This is a genomic window from Curtobacterium sp. 1310 (assembly GCF_017834105.1).
Classification (GTDB): domain Bacteria; phylum Actinomycetota; class Actinomycetes; order Actinomycetales; family Microbacteriaceae; genus Curtobacterium.
Map to the genome: position 1 here is coordinate 177,639 of NZ_JAFICY010000005.1, position 20,255 is coordinate 197,893.

Below are 20,255 nucleotides of genomic sequence, written 5' to 3' on the forward strand. Positions count from 1 at the left end.
CAGGATATCCGACGCACCACGGCCGTTCCACGACCACGAGGAGTCCACGCATGCCCACCGGCAAGGTCAAGTTCTACGACGACCAGAAGGGGTTCGGGTTCATCACCGGCGACGACGGTGAGCCGGTCTTCCTGCACGCGTCCTCGCTGCCGGACGGCGTCACCTCGGTCAAGGCCGGCACCCGCCTCGAGTACGGCGTCGTGCAGGGCAAGAAGGGCTCGCAGGCGCTGTCCGTGCGGCTGCTCGAGCCGGCGCCCTCGCTCGCGAAGATGTCCCGCCGCTCCGCCGACGACATGGCGGTGATCGTCGAGGACCTGGTGAAGGAGCTCGACCGGGTCAGCGGCGACCTGCGCCACGGGCGCTACCCGAAGAACGGCGAACGCCTCGCCGCGATCCTGCGCCACGTCGCAGACCAGTTGGACGCCTGATGGTCGACCACACGGAGCTCGCGCGGAAGGCGCTGCTCGAGGTCACGCCGGAGTCGACGGTCGGCCAGCCGGTCGGCACCGTGGACGAGGGCGACGGCGTCGTCTCGGTCCTGTTCTCGAACCGGATGCCCGGCTACCCCGGGTGGCGCTGGACGGTCTCGATCGCGCAGGTCGAGGGCGACGAGCCCACCGTGCTCGAGGTCGAGCTGATGCCGGGCGACGGCTCGCTGGTCGCTCCGGACTGGGTGCCGTGGGCGGACCGGATGGCGGAGTACCGCGCCGGCCAGGCGGACGAGGACGACGACGACGAGTCGGACGACGAGGACGACGACGAGTCGGACGAGGACGACGACCTCGACGACGCCGAGGAGTCCGACTACGACGACCCGGACGACGACGAGGCAGACGACGACGCCTCGGACGACGACGACGACGACGACGAGTTCGAGGACGACGAGGACGACCTCGCGGAGTCGGACGACGACGAGCTCGACGGCGTCGACGTCGACGCGGCGGACGACGACTCCGATGACGACGCGGCGGACGACGTCGCCGAGGACCCCGCTCCGGTGCGCTCCCGCGGCTCGCGTCGTCGGGCTTCCCGCGTCCGGCCGACCGACCCCGACCAGGACCTCGAGCTCGACCGGCTCGACCCGTCCGAGACGGACCCGGAGCGCCACGGCGCCTGACGCGCCACGGACGGACGGGAGGCGCGGTGCCAGCTGGCACCGCGCCTCCCGTCCGTCCGTGCTGGCGCCTCAGCCGCGCAGCTCGCCGATGACGAAGTCGATCGCCCGCACGAGCTTCGCCACGTCGTCCGGGTCGATCGCGGTGAACGTGGCGACACGGAGCTGGTTGCGGCCGAGCTTCCGGTACGGCTCGGTGTCGACGATGCCGTTCGCGCGGAGCGTCGCGGCGACGGCCTTCGCGTCGATCGACTCGTCGAGGTCGATCGTCGCCACGACCTGCGACCGGTGGGCGGGGTCGGTGACGAACGGGGTGGCGTGGTCGGAGGCCTCGGCCCAGTCGTAGATCGTCGACGACGACGTCTTCGTGCGGGTGTCGGCCCACGCCAGACCACCGGACTGGTTGATCCAGTCGACCTGGTCGTCGAGCAGCAGCAGGGTCGCGAGCGCCGGGGTGTTCAGTGTCTGGTCGAGCCGCGAGTTGTCGACGGCGTTCTGCAGGGAGAGGAACTCCGGGATGTAGCGGTCCGAGGCGGCGATGCGCTCGACGCGCTCGATCGCGGCGGGGGAGAACAGGGCGAGCCACAGCCCTCCGTCCGAGGCGAAGTTCTTCTGCGGTGCGAAGTAGTAGACGTCGGTCGCGGTGACGTCGAACGCGGCACCACCGGCGGCGCTCGTGGCGTCGACGACGGTCAGCGCGCCGTCGTCACCCGCAGCGCGGACGACGGGCGCCATGACGCCGGTCGAGGTCTCGTTGTGCGGGTAGGCGTAGACGTCGACGCCCTCGACGGGCTCGAGCGCGGCGAGCGAGCCGCCGGGTGCCTCGACGACGTGCGGGGTCTCGAGCCACGGGGTGTCCGTGGCCTTGGCGAACTTCGAGCCGAACTCGCCGAAGGACAGGTTCTCGGCACGACGTTCGACCAGCCCGAAGGCGGCGGCGTCCCAGAACGCGGTCGAGCCGCCGTTGCCGAGGACGACCTCGTAGCCGTCCGGGAGCTGGAAGAGGTCGGCGAGGCCGCGGCGGACGCTGCCGACGAGGTCCTTCACGGGCTTCTGGCGGTGGGACGTCCCGAGGATCGTCGCCCCGCGGGTCACGAGTGACTCGAGCTGCGCGCCGCGGATCTTGGACGGGCCGCAGCCGAAGCGTCCGTCGGTCGGGAGGAGTTCGGCGGGGATGACGATGTCTGCCATGCGCCGATCCTAGCGAGCGGTATCCCACCGTCACCGACCCTGGACCGGCCGGACGGGGCGGACCCGACCCGCGCCTCCAGGCCGTGGAGCGCGCCCGTCGGTGCGGTCTTGTCGCACTGCTCAAGTAGGGTGGATCGGGCTGGGCCCAGACATGAGAGGCGGACCGTGACCGATCTCGTCGACACCACGGAGATGTACCTGCGGACGATCCTCGACCTCGAGGAAGAGGGGATCGTGCCGCTGCGCGCGCGCATCTCCGAGCGTCTCGGACACTCCGGTCCCACCGTCTCCCAGACGATCGCGCGGATGGAGCGCGACGGTCTGGTCGTCGTCTCCGGTGACCGCCACCTCGAGCTCACGGGTGAGGGGCGCTCGCGGGCGACGCACGTGATGCGCAAGCACCGGCTGGCCGAGCGGCTCCTCGCCGACGTGATCGGACTCGACTGGGCCTTCGTGCACGACGAGGCCTGCCGCTGGGAGCACGTGATGAGCGAGCAGGTCGAGGTCCGACTCCTCGAGATGCTCGGCAACCCCACGGAGTCGCCCTACGGCAACCCGATCCCCGGGCTCGCCGAGATCGGTGGACCGACGGCGGGACAGTTCCTCGACGGTGTGCAGAACATCGTCGCGGCGACCGACGGCACGGACGCCGTCGCGGTCGGCGTCGTGCGTCGCCTGGGCGAACCGGTGCAGTTCGAGCCCGAGCTGCTGCACCAGCTGCGCACCGCCGGCGTCATGCCCGGCCGTGTCGCCCGGGTGCAGCGCGCCGGTGCGTACGTCGCGGTCCGGGTGGACGGCGAGGACGCCGGCATCGAGCTGCCGACCGAGGTCGCGCAGCACGTCTACATCGAGCGGGACTGACCGTCGGGGCGCCGTCCGAGCCTGAGAATCGGCACAAGGTCACGAGGGTCGATCGCCGCTGATCAGGGGTTCGTGATCGTTCCGTTACCGAACCGTCGTTTCATCTCGACAAGGTAACGGCCCCCACGTACACTCGTCGAGTCCCCGGGCCGCCCACGAGGCCCAGGACCCGTGGCAGGACGTCTCGAACCCGTCTCCTGCCTCGATCGGAAACGATGACGAACGGATGGGGTCCGCCCCTCCGCCCTGACCCAGGCGGAGACGGTGACGAGACGCCGGAGACACCACCCTTGACGCAGACCGGTTCCGCCGCGGACGACCAGACGCCCGCCAACCCGACGAACACCGCGAACGACGCCCCGCTCACCCGGCGGGCCGCGCGCCAGACCGAAGCCCCCGCCCGTCGCATCACCCCCGTCCGCGACGCCCCGCTCCCCGGCGGCCGTCGCGCTGCGCAGGCCGCCCGCGCCGCCGAGACCGCCAAGGCGAGCAGCTCGGCCCGCAAGCGCCGGTTCCTCGCCCCCGTCGTGCTGACGGTCGCCGCCGGCATGTTCGGCACCGTGGCCGTCGCCCCGGCCTTCGCCGCGACGCAGCAGACCGGTTCGACCGCCGCCGACGCGCAGCGCCAGGTCCGCACGACCCAGGCACAGCAGTTCTCGGTGTCCGACGCCGTGGCCCTCGCCGGGACGTCGCGTGACGGCTACGGCGCGACCGCGCAGTCCACCCTCGACGCCGAGGCCGCGCAGAAGGCCGCCGCCGAGCAGGCCGCGGCTGCGCAGGCCCAGGCCGCAGCGACCCAGGCGGCGCGCGCGCAGACCGCGAAGCAGTACTCGTCGTACAGCGGCCCGTCCGCGAACGAGATCGCCACCACGGCGGCCGCCGCGAACACTCCGTTCTCGCTGCCGGCCGTCGTCGCCACCGCGAAGCAGTACATCGGCACCCCGTACGTCTTCGGCGGCGCGGACCCGTCCGGCTTCGACTGCTCGGGCTACATCATGTACGTCTACGCGCAGTACGGCATCAGCCTGCCGCACTCGGTCCCGCTGCAGGACGCCGCGGGCACCACGATCCCCGAGTCCCAGGCGCAGCCGGGCGACGTCGTCATCTTCAACGACGGTTCGCACGACGGCTTCTACATGGGCAACGGCATGATCATGGACGCGCCGAAGCCCGGTGGCTCCGTCTCGATCCGCCCGATCTGGACGAGCAGCTACCACATCGTGCGCTTCGGCATCTGACCCGAGCACCCGCACGACGGTGACGACCCTGGTGTCGTTCCCGTGAACACTCCCGGAAACCGGTCCGCACACCCTCGTGTCGGGCCGGTTTCCGACGTACCCTGGTGCTGCACCGGTCCGATCCGGCCCGAACACGGGAGACCTCATGTCAGCGTTCCGCACGACCCGCACCACGGGTCGGCGCGCGCTCGTGGACATACGGTCGACCGCCCCCTGCGTGCACCATCACGCCCCTGTCTGACGAGAGCACTGCCCATCCGGGTGGTGCTCTTCGTGGTTCAGGGCGTGGTCACAGGTCGCGGTCCCCTGTCGACGTCGATCGACCCGACGCACCCGCAGCGCCTGGAAGCCGTCCAGGCACCGTCGGAAGGGAACCCATGCGCACTCTCGTCCTCAACGCCGGTTACGAGCCCCTCGCGGTGATCTCGGACCGACGGGCCCTCGTGCTGGTCATGAACCAGAAGGCCGCCGTCATCGCCGCCGACCTCGACCACCCGGTCTCGGGGTCCTCCGCGAGCTTCGATCGTCCGTCCGTCATCATCCTGACCCGCTACGTGCGGATCCCGCACGCGAGACTCGTGCCGGTCTCGCGCCGCGGGGTGCTGCGGCGTGACGCCAACCGCTGTGCCTACTGCGACCGGCACGCCACCACGATCGATCACGTGCAGCCCCGGTCGCGCGGCGGCCAGGACTCGTGGGAGAACCTCGTCGCCTGCTGCCTGGCCTGCAACAACACGAAGGGCGACCGCACCCCGCAGGAGATGGGGTGGCGGCTGCGCTTCCGGCCGAAGGCGCCGCACGGTGCGTCCTGGGTGGTGCGGGGGATCGAGCGTCCGCAGTCGGAGTGGGACGAGTACCTGGTGGCCGCGTAGCGCCGGCCCGGCGTCGCGACGGACGGGAGGCGCGTGGCGGGGCCGCCCCGTGCCTCCCGTCCGTCGCGTAGTCTGGCCGCAGTGATCCGCTCATCGCTGTGACCCAGCTGCTTCGTCGCCTCGTCCAGGAGGCGGTGGTCGCGTGTGCCCTGCGGGTGGACTCCTCGGGAGTCCCCGCCGTCGCCACCTCCACCTCGACACACTGGACGACCACCGATGACCTCTTCCTCGTTCCCCGGACCCGACCGCGCCGACCTGCGCGCCGACTGCGGGTCCTGCGCGGCCCTCTGCTGCGCCGCGTTCGGCTTCACGCGGTCCGCTGACTTCCCCGTCGACAAGGCGCCGGGCGACCCGTGCCGGAACCTCGCCGACGACTTCTCGTGCACCGTCCACGAGTCACTCCGGCCACGCGGGTACCGCGGCTGCACCGTCTTCGACTGCGCCGGTGCCGGACAGCGCGTCACCGGACAGCTCTACGGTGGCGTGGACCGGCACCAGCGCCAGGACGTGCGGGTCGAGATGTTCGCCGTCTTCCGTGTCGTCCGACAGCTCCACGACCTCCTCTGGTACCTGGCCGAGGGCGCGGTCCGCAGGCTCCAGCCCGAGGCGTCGGCAGCGTTGGTGGAGCGGATCGAGGACGCGATCGGGCAGGGGCCGACCGTGGTCCTCGGGCTCGACCTGGTCGGGCTGCACGAGGAGGTCCGCGCGGTCCTGGTCGAGGTGAGCGCCGAGGTGCGGGGCGGGTACGCGACGGTCCTGCCCGCGGTCCTGTCGCCCGGGGCCGACCTGATGGGTCGGCGCTTCCACGGCGTCAGCCTGTGCGGGGCGGACCTCCGCGGCGCGTACCTGATCGGCGCTGACCTCTCGGGGGCCGACCTCGACGGAGTCGACCTGCTCGGCGCGGACCTGCGTGGTGCGCGCGTGCACGGGGCGGACCTCTCGGGCTCCCTCTTCCTGACCCAGATGCAGGTCAACGCGGCGCAGGGCGACGAGCGCACGCGGCTCCCAGTTGACGTCGTCCGCCCGTCGCACTGGGGCAGCGGCGGCGCGTAGCGTGCGAGCCATGAGCGAGACGCCCGTGATCGACGACGCCACGATCGGGGACCTCCGTGTCCGACTCCGCGCCACCCGCTGGCCGGACGCGCCCGCCGGCACCGGGTGGTCGCTGGGCGTCGACGTGGACGAGCTCCGGTCGCTGGTCGAGTACTGGGCCGACGGGTTCGACTTCGACGGGCACCGGGAGCAGCTCGCCGCGCTGCCGTCCGAGCGGCACGTCGTCGACGGCGTCCGGGTGAACGTGCTCCACGCGCGATCCGGCCGTCCCGACGCCTTCCCGCTGCTGCTCGCCCACGGGTGGCCGGACTCCGGGTGGCGGTACCGCAAGGTCCTGCCGATGCTCGTCGAGGCCGGGTTCGACGTCGTCGTGCCGGACATGCCCGGGTACGGGTTCTCGGACGCGCCACCGCGCGTGCTCGATGCCCGAGAGGTGGCGGGCATGTGGGCGACACTGATGACGGACCTCGGGTACGACCGGTTCGCTGCGTCCGGCGGGGACATCGGGACGCACGTCGTCCGGTACCTCGCACTCGACCACCCCGACCGTGTGGTCGCCGTGCACCGGATCGACGGCGGGCTGGCGTGGCCCGGGATCGACACCACGGAGCTGTCCCCGGCGGAGCGGGCCTTCGTGCAGGCGACCGAGCGGTGGCGGACCGCCGAGGGCGCCTACGCGATGATGCACCGCACGAAGCCGCAGACCGCCGCCGTCGGGCTGACCGACTCACCCGCGGGTCTCGCTGCGTGGATCGTCGAGAAGCTCCGGTCGTGGAGCGACTGCGGCGGCGACCTGTGGTCGGTGTACACGCGGGACGAGGTCCTGGCGCTGCTGACCGAGTACTGGGCGACGGCGACGATCGGGTCCTCCATGCGGATGTACCACGCGAACGCGGCGATCCCCGCTACGCAACTGCGTCGACGGGTGGAGGTGCCGTCGGGGTTCTCGGTGTTCCCGGGCGACATCGTGCGGGCTCCGCGGGAGTGGCTCGAGCGCACGACGAACCTCGTGCACCACCACGAACTCGACCGGGGCGGGCACTTCGCGCCGTTCGAGCAGCCGGAGCTGTTCGTGGACGAGGTCTGCGCGTTCCTGGAGCCGTACCGCCGCTAGAGTGGACGGGCCAGCCTCTGTAGCTCAATGGAAGAGCAGTTCCGTCCTAAGGAAACGGTTGGGGGTTCGAGTCCCTCCAGGGGCACCACGTCGAGTCGGGGTTCGTGTCCCTGCAGTGCTCGTCCAGGGGCACCAGCCGTCGTCTGGGCCGGAACGGGTTCTCCACAACCGTCGCCCTGGACGGTAGCCCGGGCCCAGCGCCCCGTACGATTGACCCCGTGTCCAAGGTCCTGAGCAGTCTCCCCGTCGGCGAACGAGTCGGCATCGCGTTCTCCGGAGGTCTCGACACCTCCTGCGCGGTCGCCTGGATGCGCGAGAAGGGAGCGGTGCCCTGCACGTACACGGCCGACATCGGCCAGTACGACGAGCCGGACATCGACGCCGTCCCGGGTCGCGCGAAGGAGTACGGCGCCGAGATCGCCCGCATCGTCGACGCGAAGAGCGCCCTGGTCGAAGAGGGCCTCGTCGCCCTGCAGACCGGTGCCTTCCACATCCGCTCCGGCGGCAAGACCTACTTCAACACGACGCCGCTCGGCCGCGCGGTGACGGGCACGATGCTCGTCCGCGCCATGAAGGAGGACGGCGTCGACATCTGGGGCGACGGCTCCACCTACAAGGGCAACGACATCGAGCGGTTCTACCGCTACGGCCTGATGGCCAACCCGCGGCTGCGCGTCTACAAGCCGTGGCTCGACACCGAGTTCGTCGAGGAGCTCGGCGGTCGCAAGGAGATGAGCGAGTGGCTCGTCGCCCGTGGGTTCCCGTACCGCGACTCCACCGAGAAGGCCTACTCGACCGACGCGAACATCTGGGGAGCAACGCACGAGGCGAAGAGCCTCGAGGAGCTCTCGAGCGGTCTGGACATCGTCGAGCCGATCATGGGCGTCGCTGCCTGGCGTGACGACGTCGAGGTCGCCACCGAAGAGGTCTCGGTCCGCTTCGAGGCCGGCCGCCCGGTCGCCATCAACGGCGTCGAGTACGCCGACGCCGTCGCGCTCGTGTACGAGGCGAACGCCATCGGTGGTCGCCACGGCCTCGGCGCGAGCGATCAGATCGAGAACCGCATCATCGAGGCCAAGAGCCGCGGCATCTACGAGGCGCCGGGCATGGCCCTGCTGCACATCGCCTACGAGCGTCTGCTCAACGCGATCCACAACGAGGACACGGTCGCGGCATACCACAACGAGGGTCGTCGTCTCGGACGTCTGATGTACGAGGGCCGGTGGCTCGACCCGCAGTCCCTCATGCTGCGCGAGTCGCTGCAGCGCTGGGTCGCCTCCGCCGTCACCGGTGAGGTCACGCTGCGCCTGCGGCGTGGTGACGACTACACGATCCTCGACACCACGGGTCCGGCGCTGTCGTACCACCCGGACAAGCTCTCGATGGAGCGTGTCGGCGACGCAGCGTTCGGTCCGGACGACCGCATCGGGCAGCTCACGATGCGCAACCTCGACATCGCGGACTCGCGCTCGCGCCTCGAGCAGTACGCGGCGGCCGGGCTGATCGGCGGCGCGACGGGCGAACTCGTCGGCGAGCTGCAGTCGGGCGAGGCCGAGGAGATCCTCGGCGGAGCCGTCGTGTCCAGCGAGGACGAGGCACTCGGTCGCGCGACGGACGCCGCGTCCGAGGGCGCCGCCTTCGACTCCGGTACCGACTGACACACACCGCACCGACACGAACGGGAGCCCCTGCCGCGCGCAGGGGCTCCCGTTCGTCGTCCGTGGCGTGCGTCGGGAGAGGGCGTGTGGCTCTTCCGAGCGGCGTGCACACGCGCACTTCGACGTTGCGCGCGTCGAACGACGTGCGCGGTGTCGTCCTGTGCGCCTGCATCGGTCGCGGGTGCATCGGCCGACATCGCGCGGGTCGATCGACAGGTGCTTCGGCGCGGGACGTCCCTCGCGTCGGGAGTGGGGGTCGGGCCGTGCGACATCACCGTCGTCGTGCGACAGCGGCGGTGTCGTTTCGGCCGATCCGGCACGAGCGAGGTCGGTTCGTGCGACATCACCGTCGTCGTGCGACAGCGGCCGCGTCGTACGACAGCGCCGCGCTGCCGCGACCAGCCGCCGACGCGCCCACACGACGGACGGGAGGCGCGGTACCGACCGGCACCGCGCCTCCCGTCCGTCCCGTGGGGCCCGCTACCGCCGCTCGGCGGTCTCCGGCCGCTTCTGGCGCCACGGCTCCGCCGGCCGGTCCGGACCGCCCCACACCTGCACGGCGCCCCAGGCCGCCGCGAGGAGCGGCACCGAGATGATCGCGCCGGTGATGCCCGCGAGCACGGTGCCCGCGGTCAGGCCGATCAGGATCACCAGGCCGTGCAGCTTGAGCGTCTTGCCCATCAGCACCGGCTGCAGCAGGTTGCCCTCGAGCTGGTTGACGAGCACCACGATGCCCACGACGATCAGCGCGGCCACGGGGCCGTTCGCGACGAGGGCGACGAGCGCGGCGAGGATGCCCGCGGCGGTGGCGCCGACGATCGGGATGAACGCGGTGATGAACACGACGACGGCGAGGGGGAGCGCGAGCGGCACCCCGACGATCGCCAGCCCGACGCCGATGCCGATCGCGTCGACCGCCGCGACGCTCGCCGTGCCGCGGACGTAGCCGCCGAGGGTCTGCACGACGCGGTCACCGACGCGGCGTGCACGCTCGTACCGGGCGCCGGTGAACGGACGGAGCAGGAACTCCCAGATCGCCGGCCCGTCCTTGAGGAAGAAGAACAGCACGACGATCATCAGCACCAGGCCGGTCAGGAAGTTCGCGGTGGCCGACGCCCCGGCCAGGGCGCCCGACCCGAACTGCGAGCTGGTCAGGAAGTCCTGGACGCCGTTCACCACCTGGTCGACCTGCTGGTCGGAGATCGAGAACGGCAGGTGCGCGACGGTGTCCTGCAGCTGCTGGAAACCGCTGATCGCCGACTTCTGCAGGTCGGGCCACTGCGAGATGACCGCGACGACGATCAGCCAACCGACGAGGCCGAGCACGACGAGGACGCCGAGCAGGACCGCGAGGGTCGCGAGCACCGAGGGCACCTTGTGCCGTCGGAGCCAGGACACGACCGGGTGCATGGCGGACGCGATGATCAGGGCGAGGAGCACCGGGATCGTCACGACGCTCAGGGTCGCGGCGGCGTACACGATGCCGATCGCGATCACGAGCACGACGATCACCTGCAGGCACCGGGTCGCGAGACTGCCGAACCCGTCGGTCCACTTGCGGGCGAGTGGTCCCGGTGTCGCGTCGGACGTGGTGGGGTGGTTGCCGAACAGGGGCATGAGGCTCCTCGGTGGTGGTGCGGAGCCTCCCACGCTACCGACGCAGCCGACCCGCGGTCCCGACGCAGCCGACCCGCGGTCCCGACGCAGCCGACCCGCGGTCCCGACGCAGCCGACCCGCGGCCGGGGACGTCCGGGGACGCCGCTAAGCGCATCGACCTGGACGCGCTCCTGTCCCGCTTCTACGCTGGGGTCACCGGGTTCACTCACAGGGTCCCGTCGTCACGATGCCCTCGCGGTCCGCGGGGTCTGGCACAGCGGGACGGCCCGGTCGGATCCGGGGTGAGCAACACCTCGATGAAGGGCTGGTCCTCATGACCGCCACGTACCCGTGCTGCACGCACCTCGACTTCCCGGCGGGGCACACCCGCACCCCCGTCTCCACCTTCGCCGCCACGACCCTGCAGGTGCTCTCGTGACGCCCCGTCCCGTCGAGGACTGGCACCGTCACGGCATGCGCTCACCCGAGGAGGTCGCCGAGCTGATCGCCGACCGCGTCGGCGGCACCTCGGACGCCTCCGTGCCCGCCGGTCCCGAGCACGACGAACCCTCGTACGCGGACTTCCTCGGCGAGCAGGTCTGACGCGGCCCCCGGACGGGGGCTCGCGCCGTCCTGCCTGCGCGCGGATGATCCTCGGCAGGGGCCGTGTGGCCCGTCCCGTCTCACCAGCGGGACCCGGATCAGGGAGGACCCGACGTGCACGACCACGACACCCATCCGTTCGACCGTCACGTCGGCCCGCCGCACGTGGAACGCTTCCGGCTCACCCGGACCGACGAGATGCTCCGTGTGGTCTGCACGTGCGCGATCGGTGCCGACCACGACAACACCATCCGGCACCCCGGCGCCCCGACGGTCGCCTGAGTCGAACGGGTGAACACCAGCCGCGTGGCTCCGGTGAATCCGGTCGTGCGCGACGGTGCGGCGGGATACTGGTCGGGTGCGTGAACTCCAAGCCACCATCGCTGCGGACCTCGACGTCCAGCCGACCATCGACCCCGAGCAGGAGGTCGCCCGCCGTGTCGCGTTCCTGCGTGACTACCTGACCACGACCGGCGCGAAGGGATTCGTCCTCGCCGTCAGCGGCGGGCAGGACTCCACGCTCGCGGGGCGGCTCACCCAGCTCGCCGTCGAGTCCCTCCGCGCCGAGGGACGCGAGGCCGAGTTCGTCACCGTCCGCATGCCGTACCGGGTGCAGGCCGACGAGGACGACGCGCAGCTCGCGCTGCAGTTCATCGACGCCGACCCCGGCATCGTGGTGAACATCGAGCACGGCGTCGACGGCGTGGTGCAGGACACCGCGGCGTCCGGCGTCGCGCTCAGCGACTTCGTGAAGGGCAACGTCAAGGCGCGCATGCGCATGGTCGCCCAGTACGCCGTGGCCGGGCAGCGCGGACTGCTGGTCGTCGGCACGGACCACGCGGCCGAGGCCGTGACGGGCTTCTTCACGAAGTACGGCGACGGCGGCGTCGACCTCACCCCGCTGACCGGGCTGACGAAGAGCCAGGGGCGGCAGCTCCTCGAGCACCTGGGGGCGCCGGCTCGCCTGTACGAGAAGGCGCCGACCGCGGACCTGCTCGACGACCTGCCCGGGCAGACCGACGAGGCCAACCTCGGCCTGACCTACGTCGAGATCGACGCGTACCTGCAGGGGCACGACGTCCCCGACGAGGTCGCCGAGGCGATCGAGTCGCGCTACCGAGCGACCGAGCACAAGCGTCGCGTGCCCGCGACGCCCTTCGACAGCTGGTGGCAGCAGGGCGCGTAGCGCCACAGCGCTGGACCGGACGGGAGGCGCGGTGCAGGTCCCGACCTGCACCGCGCCTCCCGTCGTGCGTGCGACCGTGTCGCGTGGCCGGTCGGACCTGATGACCGTCCGGTTCTCCACAGCTCAGGTCTCCGTCCTGCCGCTGCGGTCCCCGCGCTCCTAGGATGGGCGCAACGGAACAACAGATGCGGAATCCCGGTCACGACCGACCGTGCCGGAGCCGCTGGGGGGAATCATGGAAGTCCTGCTCGCACTCGGCGCCGTCCCGCTCGTCATCGTGGGGATCATCGTCCTCGCCGTGATCGCGCTCGTGTACGCCAAGCTCGTCTACCGCAACGCCGGTGCGGACGAGGCGATCATCATCACCGGGAAGCGGTCGCGGAAGGTCAAGAACCCCGACGGCACCGAGACCGTCGAGTCCGGCATCAAGGTCGTCCTCGGTGCGGGTGTGCTCGTCCGACCGTTCTTCGAGCGGGTGGCGAAGATCTCGCTGTCCTCGCGTGCCATCGACATCAACGTGAACGCGCAGGACTCCCGCGGCGTCACGATCGACGTCGAGGCCGTGGCGCTCGTCAAGGTGGGCGAGGCCGATGCATCGATCCGTGCTGCTGCGCAGCGCTTCCTCGGCCAGGAGAAGAAGATCGACGACTTCGCGCGCGAGGTCCTGTCCGGTTCGCTCCGCGCGTCGATCGGCGCGACCGACGTGTCGACGATCATCCGCAACCGCGACCAGCTCACGGTGGCGGTCCTCGACGTCGCCAAGGACGCCCTGCACAGCCAGGGTCTCGACGTCGACTCGTTCGAGATCAAGGGCATCTCGGACCGCAACGACTACATCAGCGACCTCGGTCGTGCCGAGCGCGCCCGCGTCCGGCTCGAGGCGGAGAACGCCGAGGCCCAGGCCGACCGCGAGGCACGCGAGGCCCGGGCCACCGCCGACCAGGCGATCGCCGAGGCCGAGAACACCCTCGCCATCCGTCGTGCGGCGCTGCAGCTCGACGCCGACCGGGCTTCGGCCGAGGCCGCAGCGGCCGGTCCGCTCGCGCAGGCTCGCGCGTCGCAGGGCGTCGTCGAACAGGAGCAGATCACGGCGCAGAAGCGCGCCGAGCTCCGTCGTGCCGAGCTCGAGTCCGAGGTGAGCGCGGTCGCCGAGGCGAACGCGCGCAAGACCCGGGTGGAGGCCGAGGCTGCTGCGGCTGCCCAGGTCGAGACGGCCCGTGCGCAGGCCGAGGCCCGACGCATCTCGGCCGAGGCGGTCGCCGCCGAGGCCCAGGCCGAGGCTGCCGCCCGCAAGCTCGCCGCCGACGCCTCACGTGCGGAGGGTGAGGCCGCGGCCGACGCCATCCGTGCGAAGGGTCAGGCCGAGGCCGACGCGACGAAGGCCCAGGCCGACGCGCTCGCACAGCACTCCGAGGCCGTGCTCCGGGTGAAGGCGCTCGAGACGCTGCCGAGCATCGCCCGCGAGCTCGCGGCGCCGATGGGCAACATCGACAAGCTGACGGTCGTGTCCTCGGACGGCGCAGGCGCCCTGTCGAAGAGCGTCGTGAGCCAGTTCAGCGAGGTCGACGCGCTGCTCGGCACCACGGCCGGCTTCACGCTGAGCGACATCGTGAAGAGCACGACGACCGGCCAGGCCGCTGCCCGGGCGGTCGCGCGTGAGCAGGGCGCCGCGCCGGTCGACTGACGGGCACGGTCGTGCGCACGGGCGCGGTCGGGTCAGCCCCGGTCGCGCCCGTCGTCGTCCCGGTGTCGCTGCTGGCCGCCGGCGTCCTCGCGCTGGTCCTCAACCGGGTCGCTGTCGGTGGCCGGGTCGCCGTCGGTGACCGGGTCGCCGTCGGTGACCGGGTCGCCGTCGGTCGACTCCTGCGGCCGTCCCTGCAGCGCGTCCCGCTCGGCGGCCAGACGCTGCTGCCAGACGACGCTGCGAGCGGCGCCCTCGAGCACGTCCTCGACCTGCCCGCCGGTCTTCGCTGCGAGTGCGCCGCTCAGGCCCGCGGTGAGGGTGCCGCCAGCGGCAGCGAGGCGTTCCATGACCTCCTCCTGCCGGGGCGTGAGGGGTTCGTCGACCATGCTGTCCACGGTCTCGCGGATGTTCGCCTCGCTGGCGTCGAGCGAGGCGTCGTCCCCGGCGTGCAGTGCGGCGGCCTCGCCGACGACGACGAGTCCGAGCCGTGCGGCGTCGTCCTCGGGACGGGGGCGTTCGTTCTCGTCGGTCATGGCGGGGACGCTACGCCCCGGCCGATGTACGGCCGTCAGCACCCTGTCCCCCCCTGCTCGGGGCCGATCGGTCGCACGGGACGACGAAGGACCCCGGACCGTCACGGTCCGGGGTCCTTCGTGGTGCCGCTCCGACACCCCCACGTCGGTCAGTGGCGCCTGCTGGTGGTCAGCGGCGCGCGCCGCGACCCGCGAAGCGCGTGTAGAGGAACAGCACGATGACGGCACCGATGATCGAGCCGATGATGCCGGCCGGCTGGAAGAAGCCGTCCATCGGGTCGTGCTGGAAGATGAGGAACCCGAGGAAGCCGCCGACGAACGAGCCGATGATGCCGAGCACGATCGTCATGAGGATCGACATGTGCTGCTTGCCGGGGATGATCAGCCGGGCGAGGGCGCCGGCGATGAGGCCGATGATGATGAGGCTGATGATGAGACCGAGCACGGTGTCCTCCTTGGGTCAGACCTGTCGCGGTCCGGGGGTGTCCGCGATCTGGGTCGGCCCCGATTGAACACCGCTCTTCCCCAGCATGTTCACAGCCTGCATGGAGGCGCAGGTACAGGCGAGGGTCACACCGCTCCGGACGACTCCAGCTCCGCCTGCAGCTCGGTGTCCGAGGGCTCCACGAAGTGCTTGCCGTTCGGCAGCACCACGACGGGGATGTTCTTGCGGCCGCTGATGGCCTCGGCCCGGTCGGCGGCGGACAGGTCCGCCTCGACGTCCACGTAGTCGTAGTCGACCCCGAGGCGGTCGAGGAGCGCCTTCGAGCGTCGGCAGTCGCGGCACCAGTCCGCGCCGAACATCGTCACCTTGTCGAACGTCGCATCAGTCATGTCCTCACAGTACGTCCGACGGCCGCGGGACATTCCCGCGTCGCCGCCCACGCCCCGACGACGTGTGACCGCGTGACCGCGTGACCGCATGACCGTCAGCCCGCGCGACTCCGCGCCGACCCGCACGCCCTACGATGGCCCCATGCCGCAGCGACCCGACCCCGAGCGGGCCGCATGGGCCGCGGCAGCCGTCCGACGCTTCGCCGCGGCGACCAACCTCCTCGTCGCCGGCCGCACCGTCCGTGTGCTCGGCGGCGACCCGCGTGACGCCGCGGCGCTCGTCGCACTGCTCACCGGGCTCGGTGCACGCACCGCGGTGGACACCGCCCCTGCGGACCACGAGCCGGTTGACGACGAGCCGATCGACCAGCTCTGGTGCCTCGGTGACCCGGACGAGTCGACCGCTGCCGTCGAGCGCGAGACCGACCGGCCCCGCGGTGCGACCCTCGTGGTGGTGGACGCCGGCCGGTACGCCCCCGCTGTGGACGAGGACGCCTTCGGCCCGGTCGCCCCGGCCCGCCCCGGGGTGCTCGCCGTCCCGACGCTCTCCGACGACGTGTTCCTCGTCTCCACCGGTCGGGAGCCCGAGGACGACCCTGCCGCCGAGGACCGCATCCGCTGGGCGCGCAGGTCGATGCCGGTCGCCCGTGCGGTCGCCGCGGAGCTCCGTGACGGCGGGCTGCTCCGCGGTACCCGGGTCGGCGTCGCGATGGTGCTCGAGCCGAAGACCGCCGTGCTCAGCCTGCTCCTGCGCGACGCGGGCGCCGAGGTCGTCGTGTACGCGCACGCCGACGAGACGGACGACGCGGTCGCGGACGTGCTCCGCCGCGCCGGGATGCCGGTCCACGCGGACAGCACCGCGTCGCTCGCCGAGCAGCACCGTCTCGCCCTGGCGATGCTCGACACGCGTCCGCACGTGCTCCTCGACGACGGTTCGCACCTGATCCGCCTCGCGCACCAGGAGCGGCCCGAGCTGCTGCCGACCATGCTCGGCGCCGCGGAGGAGACGACGAGCGGCCTCCGACCCCTCCGCGTCATGGCCGAGCGCGGCGAGCTCGGCATCCCCGTGGTCGCCGTCAACGACGCCCGCGCCAAGACCTGCTTCGACAACCGCTTCGGCACCGGCCAGTCCACGGTGTTCGCGACGCTCGACCTGGTCGACCCGCTCCCGTCCGCCGTGCACCGGGTCCGGCCGGGAGGCACGGCGGTCGTCGCCGGCTTCGGTCCCGTCGGCGAGGGGGTCGCCCAGGTCCTCGTCGCGCTCGGCTTCCGGGTCACGGTCGCCGAGGTCGACCCGGTCCGCGCCCTGCAGGCGCGCTTCGCCGGGCACGCGGTCGCACCGTTCGTCGACGCGGTGCGCGACGCCGACCTCGTGGTGAGTGCCTCCGGGGTGGCGGACACCGTGGACCACACGGTCCTGCGCGCGTGCGCGGTCGGTGCGGTCGTGTCCGTCGCGGGGGGCGTCGACGACGAGGTCGCCCTGTCCGCGGCGGCCGCCGCCGGTGCGGTCCGGACGGCCGTGGCGCAGCACGTGGAGCGCCTGACCTGGCCGGACGGCCACCAGGTGCTCGTCCTCGCCGGGGGCAACGGGGTGAACACGAGCGCCGCCGAGGGCAACCCCGTCGAGATCATGGACCTGTCCTTCGCGGTGCAGCTCGGCGCCCTGCGGATGCTGCTCGAGCGCGGCGACGAACTCCCGCGCGCCGTCGTGCCGGTCGACCCCGCGGTGGACGAGGCGACCGCCCGCGTCGCGCTCGCCGCGTGGGGGAGCCGGGTCGCTCCTCCCGTCCGGATCGCCGAGCAGCCCGCCGACCGCGAGCCGGACGTGCGGACGCACCGGTTCGGGACACCCCGGTGACCGCGTCGCCGGTCGTGGTGCACTCGGCGCGCGTCGTCGTGCCGATGACGGCACCGCCGATCGCCGACGGGGCGGTCGCGGTGCAGGACGGACGGATCCTGCACGTCGGCGACCGGTCGTGGGTGGTCGACCAGCTCGACGCCGCCGGGCGCACGTGCACGGAGCGGCGCTGGCGGGGCGCGCTCCTGCCGGGTCTCGTCAACGCGCACACGCACCTGCAGTACACCGGCATGTCCGGTGTCGGTCAACGGCAGTACGCGGGTTTCGAGGACTGGGCGGCTGCGTTCAACGTGAACTACGCGCTCCCGCACGACTGGCGGGCGGAGGCGTCCGCGGGCGCCGTCGCATCGATCGCGGCGGGCGTCACGAGCATCGCGGACGTGGTGACCGACATCGAGGCGGCCGACGTCCTGGAGCAGCACCGCCTCGGCGGGATCGCCTACTGGGAGGTCATGGACTGGGAGAACGCGGCGTGGGAGTCCCACGGGCGCGACCAGGTGCTCGACGAGCTCGCACGGATCCCGACCACGCCCGGGGCGGGGCTGTCGCCGCACGCGCCGTACTCCCTCGACGTGGCACCGCTGCTCGAACTGCCGGACATCGTGCGCCAGCGGGGGCTCCGGCTGCACCTGCACCTGGGCGAGGCGGCGTTCGAGGGGGAGCGGGTCTCGCTCGGGCCGGTCCCGGGGCTCGAGGGCGTCGACGGCGTCGGGCACACCGCGGACTGGCACCTGGCGAACGTGCCGTCCTTCCGGGCCATGCGGGCGCTCGGCTTCGGCGCCAGTGCCACCGCGTTCGTCGACCGGCTGGGCGTGCTGGGCCCCGACTGCCACATCGCGCACGGCGTGTACGTGACCGCGTCCGACCGAGCCCTCCTGCGGGCACGCGGGACCACGGTCGCGCTCTGCCCCCGGTCGAACGCCGTCATCGGCCTCGACCCGCCGCCCGTCGCGGACTACCTGCGCGAGGGCAGCCCGATCGCGATCGGCACCGACTCCCTGTCGTCGTCGCCGTCCCTCGACCCGATGGCCGACGTCACCGCACTGCACCGCATCGCCCGCGCCCAGGGGTACGCGCACCGCGACCTGCACGAGCGGCTGCTGGCGGCGGCGACCCTCGGTGGCGCGCACGCGATGGGGACGGCGGTCGGGCCGGACCGCGTCGGACACCTCGCCGTCGGGGCACGAGCCGACCTGGCCGTGTTCGACGTCGACGCCCGGACCGTGCCCGACGCGCTCGCCGAACTCGTCGAGGACGGTGCCGGCCGCGCCGTCGCGACGATCGTCCGCGGCGTCGTGCGGGCCACCGACGGCACCGTGCACCCGCTCGACCCCGAGACAGCCCCCACCCGGGGCCCCGGTTCCGGGGACACCCGGGACCCCGTCCCCCACCACGTCCGTCCCCAGGAGGAACGATGACCGACACCGCACCCCGCCCCGGCATGGTTGCCCGCCGCACCGTCGGCGGCGAGCTGATCGAGTGGCTCGACGTCCCGCAGCGCGCGGCCGCCCTCGGCATGGAGCCGCACCCGGAGGGCGGTTGGTACGTCCGCACGTGGACCTCGCCCTCGACCGTCGAGACCCCCGCCGGCGAGCGCCCCGCAGCGACCCTCATCCACTTCCTGCTGCCCCCGGGCGAGACCTCCGCCTGGCACCGTGTCGCGAGCGACGAGATCTGGATGTGGCACGGGCCGGACACCGTCGTGCTCGAGCTCGGCGGCTCCGGCGACCGGCCCGAGCCCGGGGACCGGATCACCCTCGGCCCGGACGCCGGCCGGCACCGGCTGCACGACGCCCAGGCCTTCGTGCGCGGTGGGGTCTGGCAGCGCACCCTGCCCGGCGACGGCGAGGTGCTCCTCAGCTGCATGGTGTCGCCCGGGTTCTCGTTCGACGACTTCACGATGGCGGGCGACACCGACGGCGACGCCGCGACCGCGTAGTCGACGGTCATCCGCGTCGCGGTGGTATCCCACGCGCCGGTACACTGCCTCCTGCCCGCTCCACCCCGCTCTGTCCCGCTGACGAAGGCCCTCCCGTGACCCGCACCCGCCGTCTGTCCCTCGCCGTCGCCACCGCCACGGTCGCCGCCCTCGCGCTCGCCGCCTGCTCCGCCGGTGGGAGCAGCGCCGGGAGCGACGGCACCGTCACGGACGGCAAGCTCACGATCGCGACCGGCCAGCCGGCCTACTCGCCCTGGGTGGAGGACGACGACCCGCAGTCCGGCAAGGGCTTCGAGTCCGCCGTGGCCTACGCGGTCGCGAAGGAGATGGGCTACGCGAAGGGCGACGTCGTCTGGAAGCGCAGCACCTTCGACAGCGCCATCGCCCCCGGCCCGAAGGACTGGGACCTCAACGTCCAGCAGTTCTCGATCGACGCGAAGCGCAAGAAGGCCGTCGACATGTCCACGCCGTACTACACGACCACGCAGGCCGTCGTGACGACGTCGGGGTCGAAGGCCGCGAAGGACACCACCGTCGCCGCACTGAAGGGCGACACGATCGGTGTCGCCTCGGGCTCCACGAGCATCAGCTCCGTGAAGGACGTGCTCGGCGTCACCCCGCAGGTGTTCAACTCGAACGACGACGCCGTGCTGGCGCTGCAGTCGGGGCAGATCGACGCGATCGTGACCGACCTGCCGACGGCGTTCTACATGGCCGCCGCGCAGCTCGACGACGGCACGGTGTCGGCGCAGTTCCCCGAGGACGGCTCGGGTGACCAGTTCGGCTTCGTGCTGCCGAAGGGCTCCGCGCTGACGAGCAAGGTCGACAAGGCCCTCGAGGCCCTGGAGAGCGACGGCACGCTCGCCGACCTGCAGACGAAGTGGCTCTCCTCGGAGACGAACACCCCCGTCCTGAAGTAG

The 20,255-nt window shown here is 72.2% G+C and carries 21 protein-coding genes and 1 tRNA gene; 17 read left to right on the top strand and 5 right to left on the bottom strand.

All coding sequences use genetic code 11. The features are described from left to right. Positions 1 to 50 precede the first annotated feature (50 nt). Together JOD95_RS13495 and JOD95_RS13500 are read left to right on the top strand one after the other, a co-directional pair. On the top strand, positions 51 to 428 hold the full coding sequence (locus tag JOD95_RS13495; RefSeq protein ID WP_066656529.1) for a cold-shock protein: 378 nt from the start codon (positions 51 to 53) through the stop codon (positions 426 to 428). Next, positions 428 to 1,117: a DUF3027 domain-containing protein gene (locus tag JOD95_RS13500; RefSeq protein ID WP_209685447.1), complete on the top strand. Its 690-nt coding sequence runs from the start codon at positions 428 to 430 to the stop codon at positions 1,115 to 1,117. Before JOD95_RS13495 ends, JOD95_RS13500 begins: the two co-directional genes overlap by 1 nt. 69 nt (positions 1,118 to 1,186) lie before the next feature. On the opposite strand, the gene serC is transcribed toward JOD95_RS13500, so the two are convergent. Further along, complete coding sequence (serC, locus tag JOD95_RS13505) at positions 1,187 to 2,305, bottom strand: phosphoserine transaminase (RefSeq protein WP_209685448.1); 1,119 nt, start codon at positions 2,303 to 2,305, stop codon at positions 1,187 to 1,189. Positions 2,306 to 2,470: 165 nt separating this feature from the next. Here serC and JOD95_RS13510 point away from each other — a divergent pair, with 165 nt between their 5' ends. The 7 genes from JOD95_RS13510 to argG all read left to right on the top strand — a co-directional run bounded on the left by JOD95_RS13510 (position 2,471) and on the right by argG (position 9,101). Next, positions 2,471 to 3,166 carry a metal-dependent transcriptional regulator gene (locus JOD95_RS13510; protein ID WP_066656523.1) on the top strand — a complete coding sequence of 232 codons (696 nt, stop codon included), beginning with the start codon at positions 2,471 to 2,473 and terminating at the stop codon, positions 3,164 to 3,166. Between the two features lie 290 nt (positions 3,167 to 3,456). Continuing rightward, a complete protein-coding gene (locus JOD95_RS13515; protein WP_066656519.1) occupies positions 3,457 to 4,404 on the top strand; it encodes a C40 family peptidase in 948 nt (315 codons plus the stop codon). Between the two features lie 377 nt (positions 4,405 to 4,781). Further along, a complete protein-coding gene (locus JOD95_RS13520) occupies positions 4,782 to 5,276 on the top strand; it encodes an HNH endonuclease (protein ID WP_066656516.1) in 495 nt (164 codons plus the stop codon). Between the two features lie 216 nt (positions 5,277 to 5,492). Next, positions 5,493 to 6,329 (top strand): pentapeptide repeat-containing protein, encoded by an 837-nt coding sequence (locus JOD95_RS13525; RefSeq protein ID WP_209685450.1) that lies wholly within the window; start codon positions 5,493 to 5,495, stop codon positions 6,327 to 6,329. Between the two features lie 10 nt (positions 6,330 to 6,339). Next, positions 6,340 to 7,443 carry an epoxide hydrolase family protein gene (locus JOD95_RS13530; protein WP_209685452.1) on the top strand — a complete coding sequence of 368 codons (1,104 nt, stop codon included), beginning with the start codon at positions 6,340 to 6,342 and terminating at the stop codon, positions 7,441 to 7,443. Between the two features lie 13 nt (positions 7,444 to 7,456). Then, positions 7,457 to 7,531, top strand: a tRNA-Arg gene (locus JOD95_RS13535). 130 nt (positions 7,532 to 7,661) lie between these two features. Then, positions 7,662 to 9,101 (top strand): argininosuccinate synthase, encoded by a 1,440-nt coding sequence (argG, locus tag JOD95_RS13540; RefSeq protein WP_209685453.1) that lies wholly within the window; start codon positions 7,662 to 7,664, stop codon positions 9,099 to 9,101. A 480-nt stretch (positions 9,102 to 9,581) separates the two neighbouring features. Here the strand turns inward: argG and JOD95_RS13545 are convergent, their stop codons facing one another. Continuing rightward, complete coding sequence (locus tag JOD95_RS13545) at positions 9,582 to 10,718, bottom strand: AI-2E family transporter (protein WP_209685455.1); 1,137 nt, start codon at positions 10,716 to 10,718, stop codon at positions 9,582 to 9,584. 454 nt (positions 10,719 to 11,172) lie between these two features. Between JOD95_RS13545 and JOD95_RS16745 the strand changes: the two genes are divergently transcribed. The 4 genes from JOD95_RS16745 to JOD95_RS13560 all read left to right on the top strand — a co-directional run bounded on the left by JOD95_RS16745 (position 11,173) and on the right by JOD95_RS13560 (position 14,171). Next, positions 11,173 to 11,301, top strand: coding sequence for a hypothetical protein (locus JOD95_RS16745; RefSeq protein WP_268746754.1), 129 nt, complete (start codon positions 11,173 to 11,175; stop codon positions 11,299 to 11,301). A 114-nt stretch (positions 11,302 to 11,415) separates the two neighbouring features. Next, on the top strand, positions 11,416 to 11,583 hold the full coding sequence (locus tag JOD95_RS13550) for a hypothetical protein (RefSeq protein WP_209685457.1): 168 nt from the start codon (positions 11,416 to 11,418) through the stop codon (positions 11,581 to 11,583). 76 nt (positions 11,584 to 11,659) lie between these two features. Then, the gene (gene nadE / locus JOD95_RS13555; protein ID WP_209685458.1) at positions 11,660 to 12,487 is read left to right on the top strand and encodes an ammonia-dependent NAD(+) synthetase; all 828 of its coding nucleotides are present in this window, start codon (positions 11,660 to 11,662) and stop codon (positions 12,485 to 12,487) included. Positions 12,488 to 12,722: 235 nt separating this feature from the next. Further along, entirely contained in the window at positions 12,723 to 14,171 is a 1,449-nt protein-coding gene (locus JOD95_RS13560) for a flotillin family protein (protein WP_209685460.1), read from the top strand. Positions 14,172 to 14,203: 32 nt separating this feature from the next. Here the strand turns inward: JOD95_RS13560 and JOD95_RS13565 are convergent, their stop codons facing one another. The 3 genes from JOD95_RS13565 to JOD95_RS13575 form a co-directional block, all read right to left on the bottom strand. After that, complete coding sequence (locus JOD95_RS13565; protein ID WP_066656496.1) at positions 14,204 to 14,704, bottom strand: hypothetical protein; 501 nt, start codon at positions 14,702 to 14,704, stop codon at positions 14,204 to 14,206. A 169-nt stretch (positions 14,705 to 14,873) separates the two neighbouring features. Continuing rightward, positions 14,874 to 15,149, bottom strand: a complete 276-nt coding sequence (locus tag JOD95_RS13570) for a GlsB/YeaQ/YmgE family stress response membrane protein (protein WP_066656492.1) — start codon at positions 15,147 to 15,149, stop codon at positions 14,874 to 14,876. A 125-nt stretch (positions 15,150 to 15,274) separates the two neighbouring features. Further along, entirely contained in the window at positions 15,275 to 15,538 is a 264-nt protein-coding gene (locus JOD95_RS13575) for a glutaredoxin family protein (protein ID WP_066656489.1), read from the bottom strand. A gap of 142 nt (positions 15,539 to 15,680) precedes the next feature. Between JOD95_RS13575 and JOD95_RS13580 the strand changes: the two genes are divergently transcribed. The 4 genes from JOD95_RS13580 (at position 15,681) to JOD95_RS13595 (ending at position 20,255) form a co-directional block, all read left to right on the top strand. Next, a complete protein-coding gene (locus tag JOD95_RS13580; protein ID WP_209685462.1) occupies positions 15,681 to 17,396 on the top strand; it encodes an adenosylhomocysteinase in 1,716 nt (571 codons plus the stop codon). Continuing rightward, positions 17,393 to 18,814, top strand: coding sequence for an amidohydrolase family protein (locus tag JOD95_RS13585; protein ID WP_307810453.1), 1,422 nt, complete (start codon positions 17,393 to 17,395; stop codon positions 18,812 to 18,814). The genes JOD95_RS13580 and JOD95_RS13585 overlap by 4 nt, the downstream gene beginning before the upstream one ends. After that, positions 18,811 to 19,335: a cupin domain-containing protein gene (locus JOD95_RS13590; RefSeq protein WP_245172346.1), complete on the top strand. Its 525-nt coding sequence runs from the start codon at positions 18,811 to 18,813 to the stop codon at positions 19,333 to 19,335. Before JOD95_RS13585 ends, JOD95_RS13590 begins: the two co-directional genes overlap by 4 nt. A gap of 95 nt (positions 19,336 to 19,430) precedes the next feature. Beyond that, a complete protein-coding gene (locus JOD95_RS13595; RefSeq protein WP_209685464.1) occupies positions 19,431 to 20,255 on the top strand; it encodes an ABC transporter substrate-binding protein in 825 nt (274 codons plus the stop codon).